Annotated in this window: 20 protein-coding genes and 1 riboswitch; of the genes, 9 read left to right on the top strand and 11 right to left on the bottom strand. The window is 76.3% G+C overall.

All coding sequences use genetic code 11. From position 1 onward, the window contains the following. The first annotated feature begins 54 nt into the window (after positions 1-54). Positions 55-966, top strand: coding sequence for a S1 family peptidase (locus tag OG774_RS15810; protein WP_328302092.1), 912 nt, complete (start codon positions 55-57; stop codon positions 964-966). Between the two features lie 7 nt (positions 967-973). Here OG774_RS15810 and thiE read toward each other — a convergent pair whose 3' ends face one another. Further along, positions 974-1642 carry a thiamine phosphate synthase gene (gene thiE / locus OG774_RS15805; protein ID WP_328302090.1) on the bottom strand — a complete coding sequence of 223 codons (669 nt, stop codon included), beginning with the start codon at positions 1640-1642 and terminating at the stop codon, positions 974-976. A gap of 32 nt (positions 1643-1674) precedes the next feature. On the opposite strand from thiE, the gene thiO reads away from it, so the two are divergent. The 3 genes from thiO (at position 1675) to OG774_RS15790 (ending at position 3894) form a co-directional block, all read left to right on the top strand. Next, positions 1675-2808: a glycine oxidase ThiO gene (gene thiO, locus OG774_RS15800; RefSeq protein WP_328302089.1), complete on the top strand. Its 1134-nt coding sequence runs from the start codon at positions 1675-1677 to the stop codon at positions 2806-2808. Positions 2809-2827: 19 nt separating this feature from the next. Next, positions 2828-2937, top strand: a riboswitch (TPP riboswitch). Further along, positions 2933-3136 carry a sulfur carrier protein ThiS gene (thiS, locus tag OG774_RS15795; RefSeq protein WP_274196109.1) on the top strand — a complete coding sequence of 68 codons (204 nt, stop codon included), beginning with the start codon at positions 2933-2935 and terminating at the stop codon, positions 3134-3136. It overlaps the preceding riboswitch by 5 nt. Continuing rightward, positions 3133-3894 (top strand): thiazole synthase, encoded by a 762-nt coding sequence (locus OG774_RS15790; RefSeq protein ID WP_328302086.1) that lies wholly within the window; start codon positions 3133-3135, stop codon positions 3892-3894. The genes thiS and OG774_RS15790 overlap by 4 nt, the downstream gene beginning before the upstream one ends. A 65-nt stretch (positions 3895-3959) precedes the next feature. On the opposite strand, the gene OG774_RS15785 is transcribed toward OG774_RS15790, so the two are convergent. After that, the gene (locus tag OG774_RS15785; protein ID WP_328302084.1) at positions 3960-4499 is read right to left on the bottom strand and encodes a TetR/AcrR family transcriptional regulator; all 540 of its coding nucleotides are present in this window, start codon (positions 4497-4499) and stop codon (positions 3960-3962) included. Between the two features lie 70 nt (positions 4500-4569). Between OG774_RS15785 and OG774_RS15780 the strand changes: the two genes are divergently transcribed. Further along, positions 4570-5076: a nuclear transport factor 2 family protein gene (locus OG774_RS15780; RefSeq protein ID WP_328302082.1), complete on the top strand. Its 507-nt coding sequence runs from the start codon at positions 4570-4572 to the stop codon at positions 5074-5076. A gap of 61 nt (positions 5077-5137) precedes the next feature. Here the strand turns inward: OG774_RS15780 and OG774_RS15775 are convergent, their stop codons facing one another. Beyond that, complete coding sequence (locus OG774_RS15775) at positions 5138-6424, bottom strand: cytochrome P450 (RefSeq protein WP_328310975.1); 1287 nt, start codon at positions 6422-6424, stop codon at positions 5138-5140. 69 nt (positions 6425-6493) lie between these two features. Next, positions 6494-7333 (bottom strand): hypothetical protein, encoded by an 840-nt coding sequence (locus tag OG774_RS15770; protein ID WP_328302081.1) that lies wholly within the window; start codon positions 7331-7333, stop codon positions 6494-6496. Positions 7334-7375: 42 nt separating this feature from the next. Here OG774_RS15770 and OG774_RS15765 point away from each other — a divergent pair, with 42 nt between their 5' ends. After that, positions 7376-8335 (top strand): D-2-hydroxyacid dehydrogenase family protein, encoded by a 960-nt coding sequence (locus OG774_RS15765; RefSeq protein WP_328302079.1) that lies wholly within the window; start codon positions 7376-7378, stop codon positions 8333-8335. A 78-nt stretch (positions 8336-8413) separates the two neighbouring features. On the opposite strand, the gene thiD (OG774_RS15760) is transcribed toward OG774_RS15765, so the two are convergent. Continuing rightward, on the bottom strand, positions 8414-9241 hold the full coding sequence (gene thiD / locus OG774_RS15760) for a bifunctional hydroxymethylpyrimidine kinase/phosphomethylpyrimidine kinase (protein ID WP_328302077.1): 828 nt from the start codon (positions 9239-9241) through the stop codon (positions 8414-8416). A 92-nt stretch (positions 9242-9333) separates the two neighbouring features. Here thiD (OG774_RS15760) and OG774_RS15755 point away from each other — a divergent pair, with 92 nt between their 5' ends. Continuing rightward, positions 9334-10341, top strand: a complete 1008-nt coding sequence (locus tag OG774_RS15755; protein ID WP_328302075.1) for an NAD(P)H-dependent glycerol-3-phosphate dehydrogenase — start codon at positions 9334-9336, stop codon at positions 10339-10341. Positions 10342-10360: 19 nt separating this feature from the next. Here the strand turns inward: OG774_RS15755 and thiD (OG774_RS15750) are convergent, their stop codons facing one another. From thiD (OG774_RS15750) to OG774_RS15740, 3 genes are all read right to left on the bottom strand, one after another. Then, positions 10361-11194, bottom strand: coding sequence for a bifunctional hydroxymethylpyrimidine kinase/phosphomethylpyrimidine kinase (gene thiD / locus OG774_RS15750; protein ID WP_328302073.1), 834 nt, complete (start codon positions 11192-11194; stop codon positions 10361-10363). A gap of 51 nt (positions 11195-11245) precedes the next feature. Then, positions 11246-12154 carry a S1C family serine protease gene (locus OG774_RS15745; protein WP_328302071.1) on the bottom strand — a complete coding sequence of 303 codons (909 nt, stop codon included), beginning with the start codon at positions 12152-12154 and terminating at the stop codon, positions 11246-11248. Between the two features lie 103 nt (positions 12155-12257). Further along, the gene (locus tag OG774_RS15740) at positions 12258-12845 is read right to left on the bottom strand and encodes a peptide deformylase (RefSeq protein ID WP_328302069.1); all 588 of its coding nucleotides are present in this window, start codon (positions 12843-12845) and stop codon (positions 12258-12260) included. A 160-nt stretch (positions 12846-13005) separates the two neighbouring features. Here OG774_RS15740 and OG774_RS15735 point away from each other — a divergent pair, with 160 nt between their 5' ends. Next, positions 13006-13287: a DUF3263 domain-containing protein gene (locus tag OG774_RS15735; RefSeq protein ID WP_328302067.1), complete on the top strand. Its 282-nt coding sequence runs from the start codon at positions 13006-13008 to the stop codon at positions 13285-13287. 72 nt (positions 13288-13359) lie between these two features. Continuing rightward, complete coding sequence (locus OG774_RS15730) at positions 13360-14151, top strand: LytR C-terminal domain-containing protein (RefSeq protein ID WP_328302064.1); 792 nt, start codon at positions 13360-13362, stop codon at positions 14149-14151. Between the two features lie 30 nt (positions 14152-14181). On the opposite strand, the gene OG774_RS15725 is transcribed toward OG774_RS15730, so the two are convergent. From OG774_RS15725 to OG774_RS15715, 3 genes are read right to left on the bottom strand one after another with little or no spacing between them, the layout of a single operon-like run. Further along, positions 14182-16563, bottom strand: coding sequence for an AAA family ATPase (locus OG774_RS15725; protein ID WP_328302062.1), 2382 nt, complete (start codon positions 16561-16563; stop codon positions 14182-14184). Then, entirely contained in the window at positions 16560-17693 is a 1134-nt protein-coding gene (gene pssA, locus OG774_RS15720; RefSeq protein ID WP_442874003.1) for a CDP-diacylglycerol--serine O-phosphatidyltransferase, read from the bottom strand. The genes OG774_RS15725 and pssA overlap by 4 nt, the downstream gene beginning before the upstream one ends. 8 nt (positions 17694-17701) lie before the next feature. Beyond that, positions 17702-18466 carry a phosphatidylserine decarboxylase gene (locus OG774_RS15715; protein WP_328302058.1) on the bottom strand — a complete coding sequence of 255 codons (765 nt, stop codon included), beginning with the start codon at positions 18464-18466 and terminating at the stop codon, positions 17702-17704. Between the last annotated feature and the right edge of the window lie 81 nt (positions 18467-18547).

Below are 18547 nucleotides of genomic sequence, written 5' to 3'. Positions count from 1 at the left end.
CCGTCGTCGTCTGTACGCCGGACGGCCGAACGGGCAGACGAGTCGGGGGTACGGATGGGTCGGCGGGTCCTGCTCCTGCTGGTCGTCGCCGCCGCTCTGCTGGGTGCTCCGGTCCCGGCGCTCGCGGCGCCGGCCGACACCCCCGCGGAGCTGGGGCAGGTCAAAGAGGCGATCGACGCGCTCGCCGAGCAGCGCAGCGCCCCGACGGCGGTCAGCGCGTGGTGGGTGGATGCGACGAGCCGCTCGGTGGTCCTGGCGCTCAACAGCACCCCGCGCGACGCCCGCACCTCGGGGTGGGTGGACGAGGCCCGCGCCGTCGACCCGGCCGTCCGGGTGATCGACGGTGTCGCCGCGCCGACGCCGCGCGCGGACCCGCCCGTCTACGACCTCGTGGGCGGTGACGCGATCCGGATCACCGGACGGCGCTGCTCCGTGGGCTTCTCCGCGACGGCCGCCTCCGGCGCGCAGCGGCTCGTCACGGCCGGGCACTGCACGCAGCGGGGCGGCGAGGTCGCCGGCGCCAACAACGTGCCCATCGGGCCCGTGCGCAGCTCGGTGTTCGACCGCACCGGCGACTGGTCGGTCGTCGACGTGGGCCCCGGCTGGCGCGCGACGCCGTCGGTGGCCGCCGAGGGGTCGAGCACGCGCTCGATCACCGGGACCGCGACCGCCCCCGTCGGCGCGTCCGTCTGCCGCTCGGGCTCCACCACCGGCTGGCGCTGCGGCACGGTGACCGCCGTCGACGTCACCGCCAACTACGCGGCGGGTCCCGTCCAGGGCCTCGTGCTGACCACGGCGTGCAGCGAGGGCGGGGACTCCGGCGGGCCCTTCGTGTCCGGCAGTTCGGCGCTCGGGGTGCTCTCGGGCGGGACGGGCGACTGCACCACCGCCGGCGGCACGAGCCTCTACCAGCCGATCGACGAGGTGCTGCGCGCCGAGGGGCTCCGATTGTCGACCGCCTCGTGACGAGTGCTCACAGGCGCGTGCGCAGACGGCGGGCCGCCGCCTCGGGGTCGTCGGCCTCGGTGATCGCGCGGACGACGACGACGCGGGTGGCGCCGGCGGCGAGGACCTCGTCGAGTCGGGCGTCATCGATCCCGCCGATCGCGAACCACGGCCGGGCCGGTGCCCGGGCCGCGGTCTCCCGGACCAGGTCGAGGCCGGGGGCCGGGCGCCCCGCCTTGGTCGGCGTGGGCCAGCAGGGGCCGGTGCAGAAGTAGTCGGCGCCGGGCTCGGTCGCGGCCGCGGACGCCTGGTCGGCGTCGTGGGTCGAGCGCCCGATCAGCACGTCGTCGCCCACCACCCGGCGCGCCCACGGCACCGGGAGGTCGTCCTGCCCGAGGTGCAGGACGTCGGCGTCGGCGGCGAGGGCGAGGTCGGCACGGTCGTTGACCGCCAGCAGCGCGCCGTGGCGCCGCGCGGCCCCGCCCAGCACCGCGAGCGCGGCGAGCTCGTCGCGCGCCTCGAGGCCCTTCTCGCGCAGCTGGATGATGTCGACGCCACCCCGCAGCGCCGCGTCGGCGAACTCCGCGAGATCGCCCTGCGCGGCGCGGGAGTCGGTGCACAGGTACAGCCACGCTTCCCCGAGGCGGGCGCGTCGGTCGGTGCGGCCGGCGGCTCCGGCGATCGGCGTGGCACTCACCGTGACGACGCTAGCGCGTAGCGTCGGCGGGCGTGTCGGACCGGCTCGTGATCGTGGGCGCGGGGGCGGTGGGTGCCGCCGTGGCGTGGGTCGCGGCGCGCGACGGGCTCGCGGGCGAGGTCGTGCTCGTCGACCCCGACCCGGGTTCCGGGGCCTCGCGGGTGGCGGGCGGGATGCTCGCGCCGATCAGCGAGGCGTGGCCGGGGGAGCGCGAGGTCCTCGAGCTGGGTGCGGCGTCGCTGGCGCTCTGGCCGGGGTTCGCCGAGGCCGTCGCCGCCGACGGCGGGCTCGCGGTCGGGCTGCGTCGCGAGGGCACGGTGCAGGTGGCGATCGACGCCGCGGACGTCGCCGACCTCGACCGCGTCGTCGAGCACCTGCGCGCGTGGGGCCGCGACGTCGAGCGGTGCGGGGGCCGCGAGCTGCGGCGTCGCGAGCCCACGCTGGGGCCCGCGGTGCGGGCGGGCCTGCTGATCCCCGACGACCTCGCCGTCGACAACCGCGCGCTGCTCGCCGCCCTCGAGGCCGCGGGCCGTGCGCACGGGGTGGTGGTCTCCCGGCGTTCCGTGTCGCGGGTCCTGGACGACGGGGTGCGGGTGACGGGCGTCGAGCTCGAGGACGAGGTGCTCGAGGCCGACCGGGTCGTCGTCGCCGCCGGCGCCTGGTCGGGCGCGCTGCACCCCGTCCTCGAGGGGCGGGTGCGCCCGGTGAAGGGCGAGATCCTGCGCGTGCGGGCGCGCCGGTCGTCGCTGCCGCCGCCGTCGCGCACCGTGCGCGCGGCGGTGAGCGGGCGGCCGGTGTACGCCGTGCCACGCGAGGGCGGGCGGCTGGTGGTCGGGGCGACGCAGTACGAGGCCGGCTTCGATCCCGACGTGCTCGTGGGCGGGGTCCGCGACCTCGTCGGCGACGTCGAGCGTGTCCTGCCGGGCATTGCCGACTACGCGCTCGAGGAGACCGCCGCGTCGTTCCGTCCCGGCACGGACGACAACCTGCCGCTGCTCGGGCCGGTCGGTCCCTCGGGCCTGTTCGCCGCCACCGGGCACGGGCGCAACGGGATGCTGCTGGTCGCCGTCACGGTCGGCGCGCTGGCGGCCGCCCTGCGCGGGGACCCGCTCCCCGACGAGGCCCGCGCGGCCGCGGCCGACCGCTCGGCCGTCGCGCCGGGCTGAGGTCCGCGCGTACGGTGGAAACGGACACCACGGGAGCCCCGTCAGGGGGCTGAGAGGGGGCCATCAGGGCCCCGACCGTCGAACCTGATCCGGGTCATGCCGGCGCAGGGAGTGAGGGGTAGCGATGACCACCGTCTGGCTGAACGACGAGAGCCGCGAGGTGCCGGCCGGGACGACGGTCGCGGCCCTGATGGCCGAGCACGGCGTGCCCGAGCGGGGCGTGGCCGTGGCCCTCGACGGCGCGGTGGTGCCCCGGGCGAGCTGGGCGACCGTCCGGCTGCTCGAGGGCGCGCGCCTCGAGGTGCTCACCGCGGTGCAGGGAGGATGACCATGGACCCGCTGGTGATCGGCGACCGCAAGTTCGGCTCGCGACTGATCATGGGCACCGGCGGCGCCTCCGGGCTGGCGGTGCTCGAACGCGCGCTCGTCGCGTCCGGCACCGAGCTGACGACGGTGGCGATGCGGCGCCTCGACGCCGGCGGGGGACCGGGGGTGCTGGCCCTGCTCGAGCGCCTCGGCATCGAGGTGCTGCCCAACACCGCCGGCTGCCGGACCGCCGCGGAGGCCGTGCACACCGCCCGGATGGCCCGCGAGGCGCTGGAGACCGACCTCGTCAAGCTCGAGGTCGTCCACGACGAGCGGACCCTGCTGCCCGACCCGATCGAGCTCCTCGACGCCGCCGAGCAGCTCGTCGACGACGGCTTCACCGTCCTGCCCTACACGAACGACGACCCGGTGCTCGCGGCGAAGCTCGCCGACGCCGGGTGCGCGGCGGTCATGCCCCTGGGCGCCCCGATCGGCACCGGGCTGGGCATCCGCAACCCCCACAACATCGAGATGATCACGTCGGCGGCCTCCGTGCCGGTCGTGCTCGACGCCGGGATCGGCACGGCGTCCGAGGCCGCGCAGGCGATGGAGCTGGGGTGCGACGCGGTCCTGCTCGCCACCGCCGTCACCCGCGCCTCCGACCCGGAGGCCATGGCGCACGCGATGCGCCTGGGCGTGGAGGCGGGGCGCCTGGCTCGCGGGGCGGGGCGCATCCCCCGCCGCCACTGGGCGCAGGCGTCGAGTCCCTCGGTGGAGTAGCGGCCGTGCAAGCCCTGCGTCCACGCTTGCACTGAGCGCCAGGAAATCCACATCCTCGCGAGCGCCTAGAGACCCGCGACGGCCAGGCGCCCCGCGGCGTGCATCGGCTCGGTGGAGCGCAGGGCGCGGCTGAGGACGAACGCGCCCTCGAGGGCGCAGAGGATCGCCAGCGCCCGGTCGCGGTCGCCGTCGAGGCGCTCGGTCAGGGCGTCGGTCCAGGCCGTGAACACCTCGGCGGTCGCCTGCCGGAGCAGCTCGTCGGTGCTCGCCACCTCGAGCGCGACGGTCGCGATCGGGCAGGCGTCGACGTAGTCGGTCGCCTCGAGCGTCTCGGCGGCCCCGGCGAACACGGCGCGGACGGACTCCGCGGTGGTCGCCTGCTCGTCGTAGACCGCGACGACGAGCGCCTGGAAGAACGCCCCGCTGGCCCGGATGACCTCGCCCGCCAGCTGCTGCTTCCCGCCGGGGAAGTGGTGGTACAGGGAGCCGAACGGGGCCTCGGCCTCGGCGACGACGGCCTTGAGCCCGGTGCCGGCGTAGCCCTGGCGCCGGAAGAGCTCGGCGGTGGCGACGAGGATCCGCTCGCGGGTCGGGGTCTTGTCCACGGTCACATCCTATGCTCTTCTCTCACTAGAGCGTTCTACCTAGAAGCGGGGAGTGAGTGCGATGCGAGGGATGCTGACGGGGGTCGGGATCGGCGTGGCCGCGGGCCTGGGGGCGCGGGCGGCGCTACCGGTGGTGCTGCGGAGGAAGTTCGCCGGGGACGTGGCGCGGCTCAACGAGGGCGACCCGACGGCGCTGCTCGAGGCCTACGCCGACGATGCGGTGCTGCACTTCCCGCAGGGCGACCACCGTTTCTCGGGGCCGTGGGCGGGCAAGCCGGCGATCGAACGCTTCCTGCGCATCTTCGTCGCCGCGCGGATCCAGGGCGAACTGCGCGGCGTCGCGGTCAGCGGGCCGCCGTGGGCGATGACGATCTGGGTGCGCTTCGACGACCACGCCGACGCCGAGGACGGCACGCGCCTCTACGAGAACCGGACGGTGCTCGTGCTGCGCACGCGCTGGGGCCGCGTCGTCGACCACGAGGACTTCTTCACCGACACCGAGCGGATCGCTGCCTTCGACCGCGCGCTGGCCGAGCGGGAGCCCGAGCTCGCGGTGGTCGGGTCAGCGCGCCGCTGACCGTCGAGGATGCGGATTTCCTGGCGTTGAGTGCAAGCGTGGGCGCAGGGCTTGCACCGGGTCAGTGCAGCGCGACCGGCAGGGCGTCGACGCCGTAGACGATCGAGGTCGTGCGGAAGGGCTGGTCGTCGAGGGTGCCGGCGTCGTCGGCGAGGTGCAGCTCCGGGAAGCGGCGCAGGAGGGCCGGGTAGGCCGCGCGCAGCTCCATGCGGGCGAGCTCGGCGCCGATGCAGCGGTGGATGCCGTGGCCGAAGGCGAGGTGCGGCGTCGGGGCGCGGCGGGGGTCGAAGCGCTCGGGGTCCGGGGTGAGACGCGGGTCGCGGTCGGCGCCCGAGAGCGACACGAGCAGTCCGTCGCCCTTGCTGATCGTGACGCCGCCGAGGGTCATGTCCTCGGTGGCGAACCGCGGGAACGCGATCTGGACGACGGTCAGGTAGCGCAGCAGCTCCTCGACGAACCCGTTCACGGCCTCCGGCTCGTCGCGCACGAGGGCGAAGCTGTCGGGGTCGCGCAGCAGGACCATCGCGCCGAGCGCCAGCATCGACGCCGAGGTCTCGAGACCGCCGGTGAGCAGGCCGTCGGCGAGCTCGGCGAGCTCGTCGGTGTCCAGCTCGTCGCCGTGCTCACGGATCAGCTGCCCGAGCAGCCCCTCGCCCGGCTCGATCCGCTGGCGCTCGACGACGCCGCGCAGGTACTCCAGCGAGCCGGAGATGTTGTCGAACACCGCGCCCGCGCCGCCGAAGAGGTCGAACCGGGCGGTGGAGAGCGCCTGGAACTCGTCGCGCTCCTCGTAGGGGATGCCGAGCAGCTCGCAGATGGTCAGCGACGGGATGGGCGTGGCGAAGTCGCGCACCAGGTCCACGGGCTCGCCCGCCGCCGCCAGCTCCGCCATGGCGTCGAGGCGGCCCTCGACGATCTCGGCGATCCGGGGGCGCAGTCGGCTCAGGCGCCGGTAGGTGAACTCCGGCGTCAGCAGCCGGCGCAGCCGCGTGTGCTCCGGCGGGTCGGTGAAGCCCAGCCCGCCGGGGTTCTGGCCGCCCTCGATGCCGGCCTGGCCGACGAGGTGACCGAAGTCGTTGGAGAGCCCGCGGGTGCGGCCGAGGACGGCGCGCGCCTCCTCGTGGCCGGTGATCAGCCACGCCGTCACCCCGAAGGGCAGCGGGAAGTGGCGCACCGGTGCCTCCTCGCGCGCCTCGCGCAACGCCGGCACCGGGTCCAGGCCCTCGCGCCGCAGGGGCATCAGCGCGTGGTCGGGGAGCAGCGTCACCGGGTCCAGGCCGCGGCGGCTACGCCACGCGAGGTACTGCCGGGCCGCCCACCCCACGACGCGCGACCGCAGTGCGGCCAGTCGTGAACGGTCCACCACCGTGTCCACTGTGCCCTCCCTGCCCGGTGCGACGCCGATCGGGGACCGAGGCTAGGCCGTGTGTCCCCCGGTCGGACCCGGTGGAGGGGGTGTGTCACCCCACCGTTCGTCGGGGTCGCCCCCGGGGAGATGTCCGGGCGACCGCCGTACCGGGCTGTCCGGATCGTCCCCGATGTCGCCGTTGCCGTCCACCGTCCGGGGCATCACGGGGCCCCGGACCAGCGTCGGACTGCCCAGACCGAGCCGCGAGAGCTCGAGATCGGCCAGGCGTGCGAGCACGTGGGGGTCGCCCCGACGCCATCCGCTCGCCGCACCGGGTACCGATCGGGTGAGCCTGCGGGGCGACGCGTGGGCGAGCGCCCGCAGCGCGAGGAGGTCCGCGTCGGCCTCCCCGCCGCGCAGGCCGTCACGCAGCAGGAGCACCGCGCGGGCCGAGAGCATCCACCGCACGCGCAGCCACGCCCACGCCACGACCACGGGGACGATCGCGAGCAGGGCGACCGCCCACGAGAGGCCGGAGGCCAGCGCCTCGACCGCGGCGATCTCCTGGTCCCCGGCCGCCACCAGGCCCTCGCCCGCCTGCGTGCCGTTCGAGAGCGCGCGGGCGAGGTCGTCGCCGACGAACGGGACCCCGGAGGCGGTGTCGGCGGCGCCGCCGAAGGTGTCGCGCACCTGCACCCCCGCCGCGCCGAGCTGGCGGCCCGGTCCCTGGAGGGTCAGCACCGCGTCGTAGAGCAGGATCGCGATCGAGACGACGACGGCGACCCAGGTGAGGACGGCGACGTCGGCGACGAACTGGCGCGCCCGCCGCCGCGGCCGCTCGGCGTAGACCGGCCAGCGGGCCTGCGTGGGGTTCAGGACGGGCACCGGGTCGCCGGCGTCGGGACGCACGGCGGGTGTGTGCCCCCGGGGCGCGGAGGGCACACCCGGCGCGTGCCGCAACCCCGTCGTGTCGCCGTCCTGGACGACTACCAGCAGGTCGCCTCCACCTACGCCGACTGGGACGCTCTCGGTGCGGACGAGGTGACGTTCTTCGCCGAGCACCTCGGTGACGCCGACGGCGTCGTCGCCGCACTCGAGCCCTACGACGTCGTCGTCGCGATGCGCGAGCGCACCGCGTTCCCGGCCGACGTCCTCGGCCGCCTGGGGAACCTGCGGCTGCTGGTGACGACGGGCCCGGCCAACGTCGCCATCGACGTCGAGGCCGCCCGGGCGCGGGGCGTCACGGTGTCGGGCACCGGCGGGGTCAGCCCGTCCACCCCGACCGTCGAGATGACCTGGGCGCTGATCCACGCGCTCGCCCGCCACGTCCCCGCCGAGGACCGCGCCGTGCGCGAGGGGCGCTGGCAGCACACCGTCGGGCGCGACCTCTCCGGTCGACGTCTCGGCGTGATCGGGCTCGGGGGACTCGGACGGCCCGTCGCGACCGTCGGCCTGGCCTTCGGGATGGACGTCGTCGCCTGGAGCCAGCACCTCGACCCCGAGGACGCCCGCGCCGCGGGCGTCACCGCGGTGGGCAAGGACGAGCTGCTGGAGACGTCCGACGTCGTGACGATCCACCTCAAGCTCTCGGAGCGCACCACGGGTCTGCTCGGACGTGACGAGCTGGCGCGGATGAAGCCGGACGCGCTGCTGATCAACACCTCGCGCGGGCCCGTCGTCGACGAGGACGCGCTGGTCGAGGCGCTGCACGCGGGCACGATCGGCGGCGCCGGGCTCGACGTGTTCGGCACCGAGCCGCTCCCGGCCGACTCACCGCTGCGCACGGCCCCCCGCACCGTGCTCACCCCGCACCTGGGCTACGTCACCGAGGGCACCTACGACGTCTTCTACCGCGAGGTGGTCGAGGACATCCGGGCCTGGGCGGACGGGGAGGCGATCCGCGAGCTCTGAGGGGCCGAGGGCCGTCGGCCTCGTGAGTGTTCCGGGTCGCCGGAGCGACCCAGAACACTCACGTGCGGCGGAGCCGCATCACACGTGCGCCTGCACCGCCCAGAACGGCGACACCGGGCCCACGCCGGCGCCGAGGGGGTAGGACTCGGCGACGGCGCGGCGGATGTAGCGCTCGGCGGAGGCGACGGCGTCGGGCATCGACAGGCCCCGGGCCAGCGCGGCGCAGGTCGCGCTGGCCAGGGCGTCGCCCGCGCCGTGGACGTGCGGGGTGTCGATGCGCGGCCCCGAGAACTCCCAGGTCTGCTCGCCTTCGAAGAGCAGGTCGACCACCTCGGGCGAGCCGTGCAGGTGCCCGCCCTTGACCAGCACGTACCGCGGGCCCATCGCGTGCAGGGCCTCGGCGGCCTCGCGCGCCGTCGCCGGGTCGGTCACCGTGATCCCGGCGAGCAGGCGCACCTCGTCGAGGTTCGGGGTCGCGAGCTCGGCGCGCGGGAAGAGCCGGGTGCGGATCGCCTCCATCGCGTCCTCGGTGAGCAGCGGGTCGCCGCGCATCGAGGCCGCGACCGGGTCGACGACGAACGGCGTCCGGTCCGGTCCGCGCCCGATGCCCACCTCGTCGACGACGTCGGCGACCGCGTCGATGATCTCCCGCGAGGCGAGCATCCCGGTCTTGGCGGCGCCCACGCCGATGTCGGTGACCACCGCCCGCACCTGCGCCGCGACCGTCTCGGCGGGCACCAGGTGCACGCCGGACACACCCAGCGAGTTCTGCACGGTCACCGCGGTGACCGCGACGCACCCGTGCACCCCGCAGGCGGTCATCGCCCGCAGGTCGGCCTCGAGGCCTGCGGCGCCGCCGGAGTCGGAGCCGGCGATGGTCAGCGCGCGCGGCGGGGTGGGGTTCACGGCGGTCATCCTGACCCGTCGGGGCACGGCGTCGCGCCGCCGGGACCACCGTCGCTAGCGTGGCCCGGCTCACCCGCGTGCAAGGAGGCTCCATGACCCGCGACGTCCGCGTCACCGTGCTCGGCTCCGGATCCTGGGGGACGACGGTCGCGGGCCTGGCCGCATCGAACGCGCCGACCCTGCTCTGGGCCCGCTCGCCGGAGACCGCGGAGGAGATCACCACCCGGCACACCAACAGCCGCTACCTGGGCGACCGGCGGCTCTCCTCGAAGCTGCGGGCCACCTCGGACCTCCAGGAGGCCGCCGAGCACGCCGACGTGCTCGTCGTCGGCGTGCCGTCGCACAGCATGCGGGCGGTGCTCACCGAGGCGTCCCCGCACCTGCGGCCGTGGATCCCGGTGATCTCGCTGGCCAAGGGGCTGGAGCCGGACAGCCGCAAGCGCCCCACCCAGGTCCTCGAGGAGTGCCTGCCCGGGCACTCGGTCGGTCTGCTCGCCGGCCCGAACATCGCCGGGGAGATCGCCGAGGGCCTGGCCGCCGCGGCGGTGATCGCGACGCCGGACACCGCGGTGGCGACCGCGCTGCAGCCGCTGTTCGCCCGACCCCGCTTCCGCGTCTACACCAACCATGACGTCCTGGGCTGCGAGCTCGGCGGCATCCTCAAGAACGTCGTCGCCATCGCGTCGGGGATGGGCGACGGCCTCGGGGTCGGCATGAACACCCGTGCGATGGTGATCTCCCGCGGGCTCGCCGAGATGACGCGGATCGGCGAGGCCATGGGCGCCGACCCCCGCACGTTCGCGGGGCTCACCGGCCTCGGCGACCTCATGGCCACGTGCATGAGCAGCGCGTCGCGCAACCGGCGGGTCGGCGAGGAGCTGGCGAGCGGGAAGAGCATCGACGAGGTGCTCGACGGGATGACCCAGGTCGCCGAGGGGGTCAAGACCGCACGCAGCGTCGTCGAGCTCGCCGAGGAGCACGACGTCGCCGCCCCCATCGCGGGCGAGGTCGACGGCGTCGTCAACGAGGGCCGCACGCCCGCGCAGGCCTACCGCGGCCTGCAGAAGATCGCCGCGGGCAGCGAGTACGAGGCGGCCTGAGACCGGACGGCCGGGCGCATCACGGCTCCCAGTCGGCCACCGACCACAGCGCCGACACCGGGCCGTGGCCCGCGCCGAGCGGGTAGGCGTACTCGACGGCACGGGTGATGTAGGCCTTGCCCAGCGCGACGGCGTCGACGAGCGGGAGCCCGCGCGCGAGGCCCGCGGTCACCGCCGACGCGAGCGAGTCGCCGCCACCGTGGCTGTGCTTGGTCTCGCGGCGCCGCGAGGTGAACCGGTGCTCGGTGCCGTCGGCGGTGAGCAGCAGGTCGACGACCTCGGGCGAGCCCTCGAGGTGCCCGCCCTTGACCAGCGCCGCCCCGGCGCCCAGCCCCACGAGCGCGCGGGCGGCCTCGCGCGCGGTGTCGTCGTCGACGACGTCGACGCCCACGAGCAGCCGGACCTCGTCGAGGTTGGGCGTGACGAGCGTGGCGCGCGGGATCAGGTCGTCGCGCAGCGCGCCGAGCGCGTCCGGCGCCAGCAGCGGGTGGCCGTGCATCGAGGCGGCGACGGGGTCGACGACGAACGGGATCCGCGTCCCGAGCCCGACCTCGTCCCCGGCCGCCACGACCGCATCGATGATCTCCGTCGAGGCGAGCATGCCGGTCTTCGCGGCGTCGATGCCCATGTCGCTGGCCACGGTGCGGATCTGGTCGGCGACGACGTCGGGCGGGATCGGGTGGAACCCCGAGACGCCGACGGAGTTCTGCACGGTCACCGCCGCGATCGCGACGGCGGCGTGCACCCCGCAGGCGGTGAAGGCCCGGACGTCGGCCGTGATGCCGGCGCCCCCTCCGGAGTCGGTGCCCGCGATCGCGAGGGCGACGGGCGGGGTGCGTGGTTCCGCGGTCACCCGGCCAGCTCACCCCGCGGGTCGCGAGCAGGCAACTCCTGGGGGGACAGCTCAGTGGTCGGCGAGCTCCGTCGGCACGGCGAGCACGTCGACCATCGCGGCGCCGCGCAGCACGGTGACCGGCATCGTCCGCCCGATCGAGGCCGCGAACAGGCGCCGCTGCAGGCCCTGCGCGTCAGAGACCGGCTCGCGGTCGGCGGAGACCACCAGGTCGCCCGCGCGCAGCCCGGCGAGGGCGGCGGGGCTGCCGGCGACGACCTCCGCGACGCGCAGGCCCCGCGGACGCCCCAGGCGCGCGGCGATCTCGGCCGGCAGCGGCGCCGGCGCGCCGACGAGACCGAGGTAGCCGCGCCGCACCCGGCCGTCGGCGCGCAGGGACTCGAGGATGCGCCGCGTCGTGGCCGACACCGGCACGGCGAGCCCGAGGCCGACGCCCGCGACGGCGGTGTTGATGCCGACCACGCGCCCCGAGGCGTCGGCCAGCGCGCCGCCGGAGTTGCCGGGGTTGAGCGCCGCGTCGGTCTGGATGACGTCCTCGACGACCCGGCTCGCGCGGCCGCTGCGCACCGGCAGCGCCCGTCCCAGCCCGCTGACCACGCCCGCCGTGACCGACCCGGCCAGGCCCAGCGGGTTGCCGACGGCCACCACCAGCTGGCCGACGACGAGCTCGGCGGCGTCGCCGAGCTCCAGGGGCGGTGGGGTGGGGTCGGGGGTGAGGAGGACGGCGAGGTCGGAGAGCGGGTCGGTGCCGCGCACCGTCACCGCGCCCTCCGTGCCGTCGGCGTAGGCCACCGAGCCCTCGCGGTGCCCGCCGACGACGTGCGCGTTGGTGACCAGGACCCCGTGGTCGACGACCACCGCCGATCCGCTGCCGCGCCCCGCCTGCACCGCGGCCACCGACGGGCCCACGTGCGCCGCGACCGCGCTGACCGTCCGTGAGTAGGCATCGAGCTCGTCCACACCCTCGTGCTTACACCGTTGCACGTGCTCGTGGCCGCCCTGTCCGCTGTGGGTGAACCCGTCTTCCCGCGAGCGGCGGAGCGCATCTCCTCGGCGCGGCCGACTAGTGGCCGAAGGGGTCCGGGTCGACGCCGGGCGTCCAGGAGTGGCCGGGGAGGCCCCAGCCGTGGTCGCGGACGGCGCGCTTGGCGGAGCGCCGGTACCGGCCGACGAGGCGGTCGAGGTAGGTGTAGCCGTCGAGGTGGTCGGTCTCGTGCTGCAGGCACCGGGCGAGGTAGCCCGTGCCCGTCACGACGACCTCGTGGCCCTCGACGTCGACGCCGCGGACCTCGGCGTGCTCGGCGCGGCCGGTCGGGAACGACTCGCCGGGCACCGACAGGCAGCCCTCGTGGTCGTCGTCGGGGTCGGGCATGGTCTCCGGCGGCGGGTCGGCGGTGAGCACCGGGTTGACGACGACGCCGCGGCGGTTCTCGCCGTCGAGCTCGGGGTCGGGGCAGTCGAAGACGAAGACGCGACGGTCGTCGCCGATCTGGTTCGCGGCCAGCCCGACCCCGTTGGCGGCGTCCATCGTCTCGAAGAGGTCGTCGACGAGGGTGCGCAGCGAGTCCCCGCCGAACTCCTCGGGCGTCACCGCGCGGGTCGGGCGGTGCAGCACCGGTTCTCCGACGATGACGACGGGCCTGACGGTCACGGCGGGCACCGTAGTGCCCCCGCTCGGAGGAGTTGCGGGCGAGGAGCGCCCGCGCTGTCGGGGCGCCGTGCTTGAATGGAGGGGCCCGAATGACAGGCGTGTCATTCGAGGGCCAGCGCCGGGTGAGCGGGAGGCGAGAAGCGTGGCGGACGCCGTACGGGTGCATCCTCCTCAGGACGAGCCGTCGGACGGGCTCGACCGTCGCGACCGGGAGATCCTCGCGTTCGAGCGCCAGTGGTGGAAGTACGCCGGCGCCAAGGAACAGGCGATCCGCGAGCTCTTCGACATGTCCGCGACGCGCTACTACCAGGTGCTCAACGCCCTGGTCGACCGTCCGGAGGCCCTCGCGGCCGATCCCATGCTCGTGAAGCGCCTCCGCAGGCTCCGTCAGAGCCGGCAGCGGGCCCGTGCGGCGCGTCGCCTCGGAGTCGAGCCCCGTTGATGTTCTCCTGACTCCGAGGCGGTTCTCCGCCGAGCGAGCAGGGCGGACACGGTCCGCCGAGGGGAGCACGAGATGACAGGGCCCGGGTCCGCCGACGCCTCGCGGATGCGCATCGCGGGCATCGTCCTGCTCGCGATCGCCGGCGTGGCCGCCGTGGTCGGTCTGCTCGCGCTCGGCGGGGAGGGGCCCTCGAGCCCCACGGCCGCGCCCGCGAGCCCGACCGCGACACCGCTCCCCGGTGCCAACGGCGCCCCCGCGCCCGGCGGCCCCGTCGCCCCGAACCAGGCCGGTCTGCCGCCGGCTCCGGGCACGCCCGGTGGTCCTGCCCTTCCCGGCGGCCCGGTCCCCGGTGGACCCGGTGGACCCGGTGCGCCCGCTCCCGGTACCCCCGGCGCCCCCGGCGGCGGCCCTGCCGTCGGCGCGCCGATCGTGCCCGGCGGCGGTCCCGGCGGTCCCGGCGGTCCCGGCGGTCCCGGTGGCCCCGGCGCCCCGGGCGGTGCGGGCGCGCCCGGCGGTGGCGGCGGCGTGGTGGCGGGCGGCTCGGGCGGTGGCTCCGGCGGAGGCGGCGGCGCCGTCTCGGCGGTCGGGGTCCGCGTGCTCAACAACTCGACGATCCCGGGTCTCGCCGACCGGGCGGCGGGCGAGATGCGCGCGCAGGGCTGGAACGTCGTCGAGGTCGGCAACTACCCGTGGGGCACGATCCCCGTGAGCACGGTCTACTACCGCCCCGGCACCGACGAGCAGGGCGCCGCGAGCGCCATCGCGGGCGAGTTCGGCCTGCGCTCGGAGCCCCGCTTCGACGGCATCCAGAGCGCCTCGCCCGGCGTCATCGTCATCGCCACCAACAACTGGGGCTCGAGCTAGTTCTCCCCGGCAGCTAGTTCTCTCCGGCAGCTAGTTCTCTCCGGCGTACGCCTCGAGCGCGGCGAGCTGCCGGGGGTCCAGCGAGGGCCGGACGGCCTCGCGGGCGGTGGCCAGGTCGCGCGCCGACACCTCGGTGGACTCCAGCGACGTCCGCATCGCCGTCAGGGCCGCCTCGCGGATCAGCGCGGCACAGTCGGCCGCGGAGTAGCGGTCGAGGTCCTCGGCCAGCGCGTCGATGTCGACGTCGTCGGCGAGCGGCGTGTCGCGGGACGAGGCGCGCAGGATGTCCGCGCGGGCCGCGGCGTCCGGCGGCGGCACGTACACGCGGCGCTCGAGACGCCCGGGACGCAGCAGCGCGGGATCGATGAGCTCCGGGCGGTTGGTGGCCGCGAGCACGACGACGTCGCGCAGGGGCTCGGCCCCGTCCAGCTCGGTGAGCAGGGCGGCGACGACCCGGTCGGCGACCCCGGCGTCGGTGGACCCGCCCCGGCGTGGCGCCAGGGCGTCCACCTCGTCGAGGAACACCAGCGCGGGGGCGGCGGCCGCGGCCCGGCGGAACAGCGCGCGGACCGCCCGCTCGGACTCGCCGACGTACTTGTCGAGCACCTCGGCGCCCTTGACGACGAACACGTTGAGCGCGCCCGTGCCGGCGAGCGCCCGCACGAGGAACGTCTTGCCGCAGCCGGGCGGCCCGTAGAGCAGCACGCCGCGCGGAGGCGACACCCCGAGCCGGGCGAACGAGTCGGGGTAGCGCAGCGGCCACAGCACGGTCTCCGTGAGCGCCTGCTTCGTCTCGACCATGTCGCCGACCCGCTCGAGGGTCAGCCCGCCCGAGGACAGCGTCTGCGAGCCCGACGACAGCGACGCCGGGCGCACCGAGGTCACCGCGCCGAGCAGGTCGTCGGTCTCCAGGGTGGGGTCGGGGTCGTCGGAGGAGTCGCCGGCGCCCACCCGCAGCGCCGCCCGGACCGCCGCCTCCCGTCGTAGCGCGACGAGGTCGCCCGCGACGAAGCCCGGGGTCCGCGCGCCGACCGAGGCGAGGTCGACGTCCTTCGCGAGCGGCACCCCGCGCAGCAGCACCCGGAGCAGCTCGGCGCGGTCGCGGTCGCCCGGGGCGGGCAGGGTCAGCTCGCGGTCGACGAGGTCGGGGCCGCGCAGCCGCGGGTCGAGGGACTCGGCCCGCGACGAGGTGACCACCAGCGCCACGCCCGGCGTGTTCACCGCGCGCCGCAGGGACTCGAGGACCAGCGTCGCCAGCGGCGGCGGCTCGGAGGCCGGCAGCAGCACCTCGGCGTCGGTCACGAGGAGCACGGACGGCATCGACGAGGTGGCGTCGTCCACGGCCTCGCGCACCCGGGCGGCGGCCGCGCCGGCCTCGATGGCGGCGGCGCCGGGCCCGTCGAGGCGCACCACGCGGGCGTCGGTGTCGGCGGCCACGGAGCGCACGAGCGTCGTCTTGCCCACGCCCTCGGGCCCGCTGACCAGCACGCCGAGGCGCGGGGCCGCGCCGAGGCGTTCGAGCAGCTCGGGGCGGCGGAAGACGAGGTCGAACCACTCGCCGAGACGGCGCGCGGGGTCGGCCTGCCCGACGAGGTCGCCCACGGCGACCACGGGCTCGGTGGGGACCGACTCGACGGGCTCGGTGACCACCGCCGATCCTGGCTGCGTCCCGGCGGCCTGCGTCCCGGCGGCCTGCGTCCCGGCGGCCTGCGTCCCGGCGGCCTGCGTCCCGGCGGCCTGCGTCCCGGCGGCCTGCGTCCCCGCGATCTGCGTCGGCCGGGCCTGTGCCGGCGCGACGGAGGCCCCCGCAGCGGTGCCCGTGCTCGCCCCGTTGCGCCACCGCACGACCGTCGTCGGCCCGACGCAGAGCGCCGCGGACGGGTCGGCGCTCGCGGGCGGCTCGGCGGCCGTCACCGTGACGAGCTCGGTGGTCCAGGTGCCGCCCAGGGCCGCCGCGAGCCCGCGACGGGCGCCCGCGGCGTCGGAGCCCGGGATCGGCGCGAGGTCCTGGGGCAGCAGCGAGAGCGTGTCGCCGGGCAGCAGGACCTTGCCGGTCAGCGCGAGGCGCAGCGTCTCCGGGGCGAGGGCGACGGTCGCGAGGCGGGAGCCGGCCAGCTCGATCCCGCGCGCCACGGCCACGGGCGCGGCCGCGACGCCCACGATGGCGCCGTCGACGACGCCGGCATTGACCATCGTGGTCTCGTCGAGCACCGCCGCGCCCGGTGCCGCCGGCGCGGGCGCGGGGGCGACGAGGGCGGCGGTGGTGCGCGCCCCCGTGACCCGCACGGCGTCCCAGGCCTCGACACCCAGGGCGGTGATGACCTCGGGATGCAGGCGGACGACCCCGCGGCGCGCGTCGCCCGCGGACGTGCCGAGACGCGCGAGGAGGTCGACCCCGTTCGGCGAGGTCACGGCCGGTCGTCCCGGGGCCGGTCCTCGCGGGGCCGGTCGTCGCGGTGCCGGTCGTCCCGGTGCCGGCGCAGGCCGAGCCTGCGGGAGCCCCGGGGGCGACGCCCGTCGGGGATGCCGCGCTGGGCGGGTGGCGGCGGAGGCGGCAGCGGGCCGGTGCGCTCCGGGCCCCGGGCGCGGTCGCGCTCGTAGTCCCGCTGGTAGTCGAACTCGCGGGGGTAGTCGCCGTCGCCGTTGCGGTCGCGGTCCCGGTCGCGGCCGATGTTGCGGGCGGCGGTCCCGGCGCGCGCGGCGGCGCCGGCGACCCGTCGACGCAGCGGGCGCCGGGGCGGGGCCAGCCCGAGCCGGCGGTGGGCGCGGCGCACCGCGCGGCGCTGGCGCGGGGGCACGTGCCAGACCTCGGGGTGGCGGCCCAGCCAGCGGTAGCGGTTGGCCGCGTAGGGGATGTGCAGCAGGTAGGCGCCGACGGCGACGGCGTAGACGACGAACGGGAAGGTCACCAGCGCGGCGGCCGCGAGCGCGACGGCCACGAGCAGTGGGGCGACGAGCCGCGGCGGCACCCGCACGCTCTTCAGCGACGCCGTCGGCACCCGACTGATCATCAGCGCACCGACCATCACCGTCCACACCGACACCACGATCGGCTGCGACCAGAAGCCCGGGCCGAGCTGGACGTCGAGTGCCAGCGGGGCCAGCGCGACGAGCGCGCCCGCGGGCGAGGGGACGCCGACGAAGAACTCGCCCGCGTACGGCGGGGCCTCCTCGTCGTCGGAGAGCGTGTTGAAGCGGGCGAGACGCAGCGCCGCCGAGACGACCATGGCGAGCGCGACCACCCAGCCGATGCGGATGTCGTTGAGCGTCCAGAGGAACAGGATCAGGGCGGGCGACACCCCGAACGAGATGCAGTCCGAGAGCGAGTCGAGCTCGGCGCCCATGCGGCTGGTGGCGTCGAGGAGACGGGCCAGGCGCCCGTCGAGGGCGTCGAACACCGCGGCGAGGGTGATCGCGGCGAGGGCGGCGGCGCGGTTGTCCGTGAGCATGAACTGCACGCCGGAGAGCCCGGAGCACAGCGCGAGGACGGTGACCGCGTTCGGCAGCAGGCGCACCCCGCGGCCGCCGCTGCGCTCGGCGATGTCGGGCGTCACCGGGAGAGTGTCCCGGGATCCGGGAGATCCGCGAGCACCGTCTCGCCGCCGACGGCGCGCTGGCCGGGTTCGACGCGGACGGTGCTGCCCGGCGGCAGCAGCAGGTCGACCCGCGAGCCGAACCGGATGAGCCCGTAGACGTCGCCCGCCCGCACCTCGTCACCCGGCGCCGCGTCACACAGGATGCGCCGCGCCACCAGCCCGGCGATCTGCAGGACGGCGAGGTCGTGGCCGTCGGTGCCGTGCACCCACATCGCGGTGCGGGCGTTGGTGTCGCTGGCCGCGGGCAGGTCGGCGGACAGGTAGCCGCCGGGGCGGTGCTCGACGGCCTGGACCTGGCCGTCGATCGGCACGCGCTGCACGTGGACGTCGTAGACCGAGAGGAAGACGCTCACCCGCGGTCGCGGGCCGGGCGGGAGGCCGAGGGCGACGAGGTCCTCGGGCGGCTCGGCGGTGTCGACGAGGCTCACCGTGCCGTCCGCGGGCGCCACCGCGATGCCGGCGCGGCGCGGTGTCTGCCGGTGCGGCGCGCGGAAGAAGGCGGCGACGCCTGCGGTGACGGCGAGGGCGGCGAACGTGCCCCGCCCGCGCAGGGCACGCAGGCCGAACGCGGCAGCGGCGACCGCGCCGATCACGGGCCGGCCGCCGGGGTGCAGCGGGGGCAGGGTGTCGCGGACCAGGGTCAACGCGTGGCGCACCGTGCCGCCGGGCGGGCCGGACGGGCGGTCGGCCTCTCGGGGGGAGTGGTCGGACAGGACCATCGTCGGTACGGATCCCTCTCGTCGACGGCGCGAGCAGGCAACCTATCGGCCGGGCGGGAGGTGCGACGAGGTGGGAAGGCC

This window comes from Actinomycetospora sp. NBC_00405, from assembly GCF_036044095.1.
Classification (GTDB): domain Bacteria; phylum Actinomycetota; class Actinomycetes; order Mycobacteriales; family Pseudonocardiaceae; genus Actinomycetospora; species Actinomycetospora callitridis.
This window is presented reverse-complemented; position numbering and strand designations above follow the sequence as displayed.